This is a genomic window from Cupriavidus sp. 86D6 (genome assembly GCF_057815095.1).
The window spans coordinates 1-10,228 of sequence record NZ_JBYPSB010000030.1 but is presented as its reverse complement, the minus strand read 5'-3'; the positions used below and the strand labels follow the sequence as shown (position 1 = coordinate 10,228).

9 protein-coding genes are annotated in these 10,228 nt (G+C 62.6%); 8 read left to right on the top strand and 1 reads right to left on the bottom strand.

Going from position 1 to position 10,228, the window contains the following annotated elements; genetic code table 11:
* Positions 1-207 (bottom strand): hypothetical protein (locus tag AC3G88_RS29155; protein ID WP_488894470.1); only part of this gene is annotated, 207 nt, incomplete at its 3' end.
* A 283-nt stretch (positions 208-490) separates the two neighbouring features.
* On the opposite strand from AC3G88_RS29155, the gene tssB reads away from it, so the two are divergent.
* The 8 genes from tssB to tssE all read left to right on the top strand — a co-directional run bounded on the left by tssB (position 491) and on the right by tssE (position 10,047).
* Positions 491-997: a type VI secretion system contractile sheath small subunit gene (tssB, locus tag AC3G88_RS29150; RefSeq protein WP_488894469.1), complete on the top strand. Its 507-nt coding sequence runs from the start codon at positions 491-493 to the stop codon at positions 995-997.
* Positions 998-1,019: 22 nt separating this feature from the next.
* Positions 1,020-2,567, top strand: coding sequence for a type VI secretion system contractile sheath large subunit (gene tssC, locus AC3G88_RS29145; protein WP_488894468.1), 1,548 nt, complete (start codon positions 1,020-1,022; stop codon positions 2,565-2,567).
* A gap of 131 nt (positions 2,568-2,698) precedes the next feature.
* Complete coding sequence (gene tssK, locus AC3G88_RS29140; RefSeq protein ID WP_488894471.1) at positions 2,699-4,045, top strand: type VI secretion system baseplate subunit TssK; 1,347 nt, start codon at positions 2,699-2,701, stop codon at positions 4,043-4,045.
* Positions 4,042-4,692 (top strand): DotU family type IV/VI secretion system protein, encoded by a 651-nt coding sequence (locus tag AC3G88_RS29135; protein WP_488894467.1) that lies wholly within the window; start codon positions 4,042-4,044, stop codon positions 4,690-4,692. The genes tssK and AC3G88_RS29135 overlap by 4 nt, the downstream gene beginning before the upstream one ends.
* 1 nt (position 4,693) lies before the next feature.
* The gene (locus AC3G88_RS29130; RefSeq protein WP_488894466.1) at positions 4,694-6,418 is read left to right on the top strand and encodes an OmpA family protein; all 1,725 of its coding nucleotides are present in this window, start codon (positions 4,694-4,696) and stop codon (positions 6,416-6,418) included.
* Positions 6,419-6,420: 2 nt separating this feature from the next.
* Entirely contained in the window at positions 6,421-6,906 is a 486-nt protein-coding gene (locus tag AC3G88_RS29125; RefSeq protein WP_153947830.1) for an Hcp family type VI secretion system effector, read from the top strand.
* Positions 6,907-6,982: 76 nt separating this feature from the next.
* Positions 6,983-9,622 carry a type VI secretion system ATPase TssH gene (tssH, locus tag AC3G88_RS29120; protein WP_488894465.1) on the top strand — a complete coding sequence of 880 codons (2,640 nt, stop codon included), beginning with the start codon at positions 6,983-6,985 and terminating at the stop codon, positions 9,620-9,622.
* Positions 9,619-10,047: a type VI secretion system baseplate subunit TssE gene (gene tssE / locus AC3G88_RS29115; protein ID WP_488894464.1), complete on the top strand. Its 429-nt coding sequence runs from the start codon at positions 9,619-9,621 to the stop codon at positions 10,045-10,047. Before tssH ends, tssE begins: the two co-directional genes overlap by 4 nt.
* Positions 10,048-10,228: the final 181 nt, after the last annotated feature.

Below are 10,228 nucleotides of genomic sequence, written 5' to 3'. Positions count from 1 at the left end.
GTCGGCACGGTCCAGTTCCAGCGGATGGGTCAGCTGGACGGTGACCTCGTAAGGCTTGCCGAGTGCCTCGACGGCCTTGAACGAGACCACAGACAGGCCGATGGCGGTGGGCGCGGCGGGGACTTCGAGGCGGTAGGACTGATTTCGGATCAGCCCTCCGACGAACCCCACCGCCGCTTGTCCCACCTGCATCCATTCATCCGCCATGGTCCTCCACTCCCGTTGCAGCGTGGTCGCCGCATGATCGCTCGCGTCGCAGTGCCGCACGCAAGATGCCGCACGCTACCGGGAATTCATGATTGGAGAAACCGTTGAGATCGTCTTTTCTGACCCACTGCAAACCGTCTTCTGCTACCTCTCAATTTTCGCAACTCTGCGATGTACGACACCGATGGTGCAGTGCTAAAACGCCACGGGTTCGCGCACCGGATGCGGCTGCACACCGGCCGGACGAACACCAATCGATTGCAGTGCAACAGGAAATCAGACAATGGCTGAAAGCTTCCAGAACGAAGTGCCCAAGGCGCGGGTCAACATCAAGCTCGACCTGCACACCGGCGGGGCGCAGAAGAAGGTCGAGTTGCCGCTAAAACTGTTGGTCCTGGGCGACTACGGAAACGGGCGAGACACCCGCTCGCTGGCCGAACGCGAAAAGGTATCCATCAACAAGAACAACTTCGATGCGGTGCTTGCCGATTTCAATCCAAGGGCGCGCATCGCAGTGGAGAACACCCTGTCCGACGACGGGTCGGAGCTTCCCGTCGATCTCGATTTCCGCTCGATGGACGATTTCAAGCCCGAAGCCGTCGCGAGCCGTGTGCCTGAACTGCGCGCGCTGATGGCGGCGCGCAACCTGCTGCGCGACCTCAAATCCAATTTGCTCGACAACGCCACGTTTCGCCGGGAACTGGAGAAGATTCTCAAGGACCCTGCCCTTTCCGAACGGCTAAGAGCCGACCTGCAGGGAATTACGCAGGACAGACCCGCCAGCCACTGAACGGCCCTCGAGGAGATATTTCATGTCGAAGCAAGAAATCGGGGCGGCTCAAGGCCAGCCCCAAGCGCCAGCCGTACTCGATGGCGCGGCCAGGAGCGTCTACGAATCCCTGTGCGAGAAGATCAATCTGACACCAGTCACGAGTACGCGTCCGGTCGAATCCTTCGAATGCGCCGACGCCCTTTCGGACTCCTCGCTGGACGAACGCGTCACGCAAGCCATGAGCGTTTTCCTGAAAATGATTCAGGAATCGGCCCAGCAGGTGGATCGACTCGACAAGAGCCTGCTGGACTTCCATATTGCCAAGCTTGACGCCCAGATCAGCCGCCAGCTGGATGCGATCATGCACCACGAGGCGTTCCAGGAAATTGAATCCGCGTGGCGCGGCCTGAAGTTTCTGGTGGATCGCACCGATTTCCGCAAGAACGTCAAAATCGAGGTACTCGATGTTTCGAAGGATGCGCTACGGCAGGACTTCGAAGATACGCCAGAAGTTATCCAGAGCGGCCTATACCTGCATACGTATATTCGCGAGTACGACACCCCGGGCGGCGAGCCGATCGGCTCGATCATCTCGAACTATGCGTTCGATCGCGGCGCGCAGGACATCGCACTGCTCCGCAATATTGCGAAGGTGTCCGCGGCCGCGCACATGCCATTCATCGGCACGGTGTCTCCGCAGTTCTTCGGCAAGGAATCGATGGAGGAAGTGGCCAGCATCCGCGATATCGGCAACTACTTCGATCGCGCCGAGTACCTGAAATGGAAGAGTTTTCGCGACTCGGACGACGCTCGCTATATCGGCCTGACGTTGCCGCGCTTTCTGGCACGCCTGCCATATGGGCCCGAAACCGTGCCGGTGCGCGCGTTCAACTATACCGAAGCCGTCAAAGGCCCGGACCATCGCCGCTACCTGTGGGCCAGCGCGTCGTTCGCCTTTGCCGCGAACATGGTGCGCAGCTTCGTCCGGAATGGCTGGTGTGTGCAAATCCGCGGGCCGCAGGCCGGGGGCCTTGTGGAAAACCTGCCAATCCATCTCTATGACCTGGGTACTGGCAACCAGGCCAAGATTCCAACCGAGGTGCTGATTCCGGAAACACGCGAGTTCGAGTTTGCCAATCTCGGCTTTATCCCGCTTTCCTACTACAAGAATCATGATTTCGCGTGCTTTTTCTCCGCGCACTCCGCGCAGAAGCCGGCGCTCTACGAGACGCGTGAAGCGACGGCAAACAGCCGGGTCAACGCGCGTTTGCCGTACATCTTCCTGCTTTCGCGCATCGCTCATTATTTGAAGCTGATCCAGCGCGAGAACATCGGCACGACAAAGGACCGCCGCGTTCTGGAGCTTGAACTCAATACATGGATCAAGACGCTCGTGACGGAAATGACCGATCCGGGCGACGAGCTCCAGGCTTCGCATCCGCTGCGCGAGGCCAAGGTTGTCGTCGAGGATATCGAGGACAACCCGGGATTCTTCCGCGTCAAGCTCTTCATCGTGCCGCATTTCCAGATTGAAGGGATGGATATCAATCTGTCATTGGTCTCGCAAATGCCGAAGGCGAAGAATTGATCCATTGACGCCGGGGCACCATGCCCCGTGCATCGAAGGCTGTCGTGCAGGGGATTCTTGTTCCCTCGCACGACAGCGTTTCCTGCTGGCCGGTGGCCGGCCAGGTAGGCCCACGGCAATTACCGATCGACATGAAGATTTGCAGACCATTGTGGACGCAGGGGATTTTCATGACTCCCCAACATTTTCAACAGCAGGCATTGTGGGAGCGTCATGTTGACGAGCAGGTTGCACGGATTGCCAGTCCTGAACCCTGGGGTGTCATCCGTATCGCGCTCGACGAGCAGGCCCTCAGCGTTGACCGGCTGAGTCTCGACACCCTGACGGTGCGGATGCCGGACGGCACGCTGGTGGATACCGACACCGCAGACGTCCTGCCTTCGCCGCGCGACCTTGGTGTGGTGCCTGACGGGGCCGACAGCGTCGTCGTCACAATCGGCCTGCCATTGTTCGACGCGCAAGGCGGCAACTGCGTCGAGGAAGGCGATCCCTCCACGCGGCCACGACGTTTTCTGCGAGAGTACCGGGCCCTTGCGGATCTGCTCGGCGATGGCCAGGAGGAAGTCAGCGTCGAACGGCATGCGCTTTCCCTGCTTTTTGATTTCGAGGAGTCTACCGATTTCGTTACCTGCCCGATCGCGCGTCTGGTCCGTACGACGCGAGGGCATTTCGAGGTCGATCACACCTTTGTGCCGCCGTGTCTGTTCCTGTCCGCCAGCAAACGACTGACGGAGCGTATTCACCGGCTATCGGAAATTCTCGCGGCAAAGAGCGCGAGCCTCGCGGTACGTCGACGGGAACGCTCAGACCAGATAGCCGACTTCGCCGTGGCGGACGTGGCGTTGTTCTGGCTCTTGCACAGTGTCAATGGCACCTGGCCAGAGTTGGCGCGCCTTTCCGCCGCCCCGCAGCAGCACCCAGAGCACCTCTATCGTGTCCTGGCCAGACTCGCCGGTTCGCTGTTGACCTTCTCCACGACGGAAACGCTTGCCGCCATACCCGCCTACCATCACCGCGCACCTGAAGCGGCGTTTGCTACGCTGGAAGCGTTGATCCGACGGCTGCTTGATTCGGTCATTCCGACGCGTGTAGTGCCGATTGCACTGGAACGAACGCGCCCGACGATCTGGGTCGGTCAGCTCCACGACCAGCGGCTTGTCGAGGGTGCCGACTACTACCTTTCCGTGCAGGCCACCGTCCCCCCCCACACGCTGCTTGAGCAGATGCCCCGCCTATGCAAGGCCGGTGCGCCCGACGAAGTCGAACAAATCATCAATTCCGCCCTCCAGGGCATCCCGTTGCAGCCGTCTGCAAGGCTGCCACCTGCCATCCCCGTGCGAATCGAGAACCAGTACTTTGCGCTGGACAGTTCGCACCCCGCCTTCTCCCGGATGCTCGACGCGCGGGCCTGCCAGTTCTACGTCCCGGCCTCGTTGCCGGATGTCTCCCTTGAGCTTTTTGCGGTGCTACCGGCATGACAACATTGCCCACTGTTCTTCCATTGGCCTTGCGCGATACCGCGCTGACGGTGACCGAGCTCGCTCAGGGGGCAAGGCCAGCCGACACGTTCGAGTCGTTTCGCGCCACCTGCCTGGGGCACATTGCCGACCTGAAGGCAGAGTTCGAGGCAGCCGGGCAGCCGTCGCCCGTCATTGCGGATGCCGCCTACGCGCTGTGCGCCCTGTTCGACGAGATCGCCCTGCGTCATCTTTCTGAAGCGGCGCGTGAGGCCTGGGAGCGGGAGCCCCTTCAGGTCCGTGAGTTTCAGAGCTACGACGCAGGCGACGCCTTAATTGCGCGCATCGAACAGAGACTTGCCGAGCCGCAACCGGTCGTACCCTTGCTACTGGTTTTCTATACGGTCATGGGACTTGGCTTCCGCGGGCGATTCGCCCTGGATGACAGCCCATCCCGTGAGCAACTGATAGGCGCGATCGATGCGCAGCTGGAGCGAGCGGGCTTGCGAAAGCACGTCGGCCCGATGGTCATCACCGCGGGCAAGGAACACCGCCGGTGGAGCATGCCGCCCCTCGCCTGGGTGGCCGTCGCACTGGCCGCGGCGGGCCTGATCTACATCGCGCTGGATCGCTGGCTGGATTCATCCATCGCCAGGCTGTCTGCTTGAGATGCCGATTGTGAAAGGCTACCCCTATCGCGCTGTCGCCATTTGGGTGATGCTGCTTGCGCTGGCCTGGCTGGCGTTCTGGTCCCCGTGGTCCGATACCTGGAACGCGTTTCTCGGTCTCGCCGCAGTTCTGGCCACCATCGCCTTGTGCTGGGTGTCGCGCCATCTGAGCACCCGAGCCGCACCATCACAGGCCGCATTGCAATCGATCGCCACATCCCTGGATGGCTTGCCCGGCCACGTCCGTCGCACGGTTCCGCTGGTTCTGACGCTAGGCGACTCTGCACTGGCTTCGGCCTTCGGAGACGATCCGATCAGGATCACCGGCAATGCCGTCTGGGTGCGCGTCGAACATGCAACCGACCTGGCCGGGCTGGCAGTCGCGCTCCGGCATTGGCGTGAAGGCCAAGGGCCGGACGCCGTCGCATGGCTGGTGGCTGCCGACCAGCATCCCGACCTTCCGGAGTTGTCCGGCAACCTGCGGCGTTGGCACGCCGCCATTGCCGAGGCGGGACGCGCGCTCGGCTACCCGTTGCCAATCTGCCTTGCCGTCTATGCAGCGGAAGCCGGCGGGCCATCCGACGCGTGTCCATGGTTCGGGGTATCGGGGCGTGACATTGAGAACGGCGACACCCTGTGTGAACACCTGGCCCCGGGGCTGACGGCATACCCGCAGGTCGCGACGCCGTTGGACCGCGAAAAGCGCATGCATCGCGTCGCGCGCCTCGGCGCCGTCGCCCGGTGGGCCGCTGACGTGCTGTTGCCAGTCGTGCGCGAAGGCGCCGATCCAGGCTCGCACGTCAGTCCATTGAAGGTGACTGCCTTTGGCGTTACAGCGGTATCCGGGTCCCAGGGCGTGGACTCGCATTTCGGCAAATTCATTTCGGAACAGACCGGCTTGCTATCCACCGCCCGCCCTGCGCCAGAGGCGCCGTACCCTCTTCCGGCGCCGATGCTGGCCGGTATCCCGACCCAGCGGCCACAGCCTGTCCTGCCCCGTGCCTTGGCGCACGCCTTTGTCTGGCTGATGCTTGCCTTCTGCGCGGCCGCAGCCGCTTCGGCCTGGCAAAACCGCGCGCTGGTTGCGCGCGTGACAGAAGACGTGTCCCGTTATCGCCAGGTGGACGCCGAACATGATGCAGCCCGGGTCGACGCCTTGCTGACGCTCAAGCGCCATCGCGACGTACTTGAGGGCTACCAGGTTGATGGCGCACCGCCCCGGCTCGGGCTCGGCTTTTACCGTGGCGCGCCTTTGCTGTCGCCGATCCACGCGCTGATTGCCGCCTACAGTCCACCAGCGGCGCCGCCGTCAACGATCGAACTCGACAGCCTGTCGCTGTTCCAGAGCGGCTCCGCCAAGTTGAATCCTGGCGCCAATCGCGCGCTGGTCGCGGCAGTGACAATGATCCAGGCACATCCCGACAAACGCGTGCTCGTCGCGGGCCATACGGACTCCATCGGCAACGCCGCATCGAACCTGCGGCTATCGGAAGCCCGGGCGGCATCGGTCCGTGACTGGCTGTCCGATGCCGCGGGAATGCCCGTGACCCACTTTGCCATCCAGGGTTATGGCGATAGCCGGCCCAAGGCATCCAACGACACCACCGCCGGACGGGCGGCGAATCGTCGCGTTGAAATCACACTTGTCACAGACTGTCGCGAAATTGCGCGCGGCAGTTCTGCAACCCCTGGCCTTCCGGCCTGTTCATTCCAGCAAAAGGAGTAGCAATGGCAATTCCCGCATACATGTGGATCAAGGACGACGGCGGCGCCGACATCAAAGGCTCCGTGACGGTATCTGGCCGGGAAGGCAGCGTCGAGATCGTCGCCTTCGAGCATGGCGTCCATATCCCGACCGACTCGAATACGGGAAAGCTGACCGGCACGCGCGTCCACCGTCCCATTCAGTTCACCAAGGAGACCGACGCGGCGACGCCCTATCTGTACAAGGCGGTCACGAGCGGGCAGACGCTGAAATCGGTCGAGATCAAGTGGTACCGGATCGACGACGCCGGCAAGGAAAAAGAGTACTTCAACACGACGCTGGAAAGCGTCAAGGTGGTCGGCGTCACGCCGAAGATGCTCGACATCAAGAATCCTGCATTCGAAAAGCACAACCACCTTGAGGAAATCGAACTGCGCTACGAGAAGATCACGTGGTCGTACAAGGACGGCAACATCATCCATGCCGACAGCTGGAATGAACGTGCCTGAAGCCGGCGCGTGACCGTTGGCCGGTGCCAGGCACCGGCCATTTTCCGCATCGACCCGACACACCACGATCCGCCACATGACCTCCCGCGACTACACACCGTTCTTGCGCCGCCTTGACGAACCCAGCGCCCAGGCACTGACAGAAGCAGCCTGCCTGTGTGAAACACGCGCGCATCGCACTATCGAAGTCGAACACTGGCTGATCGCACTGCTCGAGCCCGGCGACAATGATTTGCCGAGAGTGCTGCGTCGCCACGGTGTCAATGTCGACGCCATCCGAAACGGTCTGCTGGACTATATAGAACGCCTGCCGTGCGACCTCCGCGGGAAACCCGGTGTGTCAGCGCGCCTTGGTCGATGGATGGAGGCGGCCTGGCTTCGCGCATCGCTGGACGGATCGTCATCGCTCGGGACAATCCATCTGCTGTCCGCCCTTTCGGAGCATCCCAGCTTATTGCGCGCTCCCGACGCCTGGCCCTTGCTGACAGCCCCGATCGCGCATATCGACAATTGCCTGCCCGATCTGGCCGCATCTTCTTCCAGCACCGAAGATGTCGCGCCGCGCGCGCCGGCCGTGGACCAGCCCGGGCAGCAACAAGCGCTGGCCCGCTTCACCATGGACCTGACCCGCAAGGCGCGTGACGGGCAGATCGACCCTGTGTTCGGCCGCGAGGCGGAAATCCGCCTGATGATCGAAATCCTGGCGCGCCGCCGTAAGAACAATCCGATTCTGGTCGGTGAACCGGGTGTCGGCAAGACGGCCCTGGTTGAAGGTCTGGCACTCAGGATCGCCAACGGCGATGTGCCCGCCGCGATCCGCGATGTCGCCGTGCTCGCGCTCGATCTGGGCCTGTTGCAGGCTGGCGCAGGTGTCAAGGGCGAGTTCGAGCACCGGCTCAGGAGCGTCATCGACGCCGTGCAGCAGTCCGCCACACCGATCCTGCTATTTATCGATGAGGCGCACACGCTGATCGGCGCCGGCAACAACGCCGGTGGCGCCGATGCGGCCAATCTTCTCAAGCCCGCCCTGGCGCGCGGCGAACTCCGGACCATCGCCGCCACCACGTGGTCCGAATACAAGCAGTACTTCGAACGCGATGCGGCACTGGAGCGGCGCTTCCAGATGGTCAAGGTCGACGAGCCCGATGACGACAATGCGTGCGTGATGCTGCGCGGGCTCAAGGACCGCTATGCGCGCCACCACGGCGTACATATCACCGACGCCGCCGTGGGCGCGGCGGTTCGGCTGTCGCGCCGCTATCTAAGCGGGCGCCAGCTGCCGGACAAGGCTGTCGACCTCATCGATACGGCCGCTGCCCGGGTGCGCATGAGCCAGCAATCCACGCCAGCCGCACTTCTGGCGTGCGACGCCGAACGGTCGTCTCTTGAGCTCGAACGTGCCGCGCTGCACGACGATCACGCCATGACCGGCAGCGGGGACGCGGCGCGGCTGGCATCGATCGACGCACGCCTGGCAGAACTGGACAGCCTGAAGGCGGAGCTTGGCGATGCCTACACCGGGCAACAGCTTGCGGCGGATGCCTTGGCCACCCTCCGCGAACAGTGGCGTGTTGCCCCGGGTACGTCGGCCCGCAGCGAGCTGACATCCGCCATGCGGGCAGCGCGCGCGAGGCTCGTACAAGACAGAAGCAAGCCCCTGATTCATGCCGAAGTCGACGAACACGCCATCGCTCAGGTCATCGCCGACTGGACTGGAGTGCCGATGGATACCCTGCTATCCGGCGAAGGGGCAACCTTGCTCGACATCGAAGCGCGCCTTGGCCGCATCGTGGTCGGCCAGCAAGAGGCGCTCGCCGCGCTGGGCAAGAGCCTGCGAGCTGCCAAGGCGGGCCTGCGCTCGGAAACGTCGCCCCTTGGCGTATTCCTGCTGGTCGGGCCTTCCGGCGTCGGCAAGACCGAGACCGCGCGGGCACTAGCAGACCTGATGTTCGCCGGCGAGCGATCGTTGATCACCATCAACCTGTCCGAATATCAGGAGGCCCACACGGTTTCGCAATTGAAGGGGTCGCCGCCGGGCTATGTTGGCTACGGTGAAGGCGGCGTACTGACGGAGGCCGTGCGTCAGCGGCCCTATAGCGTGATCCTGCTGGACGAAGTCGAAAAAGCCCACCGGGATGTGCTGACCCTGTTCTACCAGGTCTTTGATCGCGGATGCATGCGTGACGGCGAGGGCCGGGAGATCGACTTCCGCAACACGGTCATCATCATGACCTCGAACCTGGGCAGTGAAGACATCCTCGCCGCCACGCAAACCTGCAGCGAAGCGGACAGCGAGCCCGACGGCGCCGCGCTGTTGGCACGTCTACGCCCGGTGCTGGTCCGGCATTTCCAGCCTGCATTGCTGGCGCGATTTCAGACCATCGTATTTCGGCCACTTTCCGCAGAAGCCATGGCATCGATTGTTCGAATGAAGATCGATAAGGTGGCGCGGCGCGTCGAGCGCCGGTTTGGCGTGCCGCTGCACTGCGACGAAGGACTGGCAAAGGAACTGGTGCGGGCGTGCCTGCTGCCTGATTCGGGGGCGCGCAACATCGACAGCCTGCTGGATCAGCAGATCTTGCCCGTCCTCGCGCGCGAGTTGCTGGTGCACGCGGATTCGCGCCAGCTGTTGCAAGCGGTTCGACTGTCGTTTTCCGAGGAAGACGGCATTGGCATCGCCTTCGACACATCCGAGACCGCCACTTCCACGACATGACACACGGCGGACCTGGCCTCTTCGAAGCCATCACGGGCTTCTTCGCGAATGGCGTCGCCATTGATGAATTTGATCCCGCCACCCAGACTTTTCTGTCGGTACAGGACAACATCCAGCGCATTCTCAATAGCCGGCGCGGCTGCCTGGCTCACCTGCCCGACTACGGCCTGGGCGATCTATCGCTGATCTACCGCCATCTTCCCGCTTCGGCACACATTCTCAAGCGCGAGATCGAGACAACGCTGCTGCGCTATGAACCACGGCTGAAGTCCATCGACATTGCTCTCGAAGTGCCCGAATCGGGCATGTTGCTGAGCTTTGTGATGACGTGCCAACTGCGGAAAACGGGATTGGTACGCTATGGGACGCATTTCATGCCTGATGGTAAGACCCGGCTCACCCTTCTGAAAGCCTCCCCGGATTGATCGGGGCTACGAACGGCCTCTCGAACACGAGTATGTCAACGAATACATCTCCCAATGCCACAGCCGTTTCGCCGCCCTCACTGAAACCCCTCCGCTTTACCTTTCCCCTGCGAAAAAGGGCTGCAAAGGAAGGCGCGCCCGGCGTCGAGGTCACCGACGAGCACGAGTTCCACCGCCTGCT

Coding starts and splice junctions, on each gene's coding strand:
- tssC (WP_488894468.1), top strand. CDS start 1,020: ATGTCGAAGCAAGAAATCGGGGCGGCTCAAGGCCAGCCCCAAGCGCCA.
- tssH (WP_488894465.1), top strand. CDS start 6,983: ATGACCTCCCGCGACTACACACCGTTCTTGCGCCGCCTTGACGAACCC.
- AC3G88_RS29130 (WP_488894466.1), top strand. CDS start 4,694: ATGCCGATTGTGAAAGGCTACCCCTATCGCGCTGTCGCCATTTGGGTG.
- tssK (WP_488894471.1), top strand. CDS start 2,699: ATGAAGATTTGCAGACCATTGTGGACGCAGGGGATTTTCATGACTCCC.
- tssB (WP_488894469.1), top strand. CDS start 491: ATGGCTGAAAGCTTCCAGAACGAAGTGCCCAAGGCGCGGGTCAACATC.
- AC3G88_RS29125 (WP_153947830.1), top strand. CDS start 6,421: ATGGCAATTCCCGCATACATGTGGATCAAGGACGACGGCGGCGCCGAC.
- AC3G88_RS29135 (WP_488894467.1), top strand. CDS start 4,042: ATGACAACATTGCCCACTGTTCTTCCATTGGCCTTGCGCGATACCGCG.
- tssE (WP_488894464.1), top strand. CDS start 9,619: ATGACACACGGCGGACCTGGCCTCTTCGAAGCCATCACGGGCTTCTTC.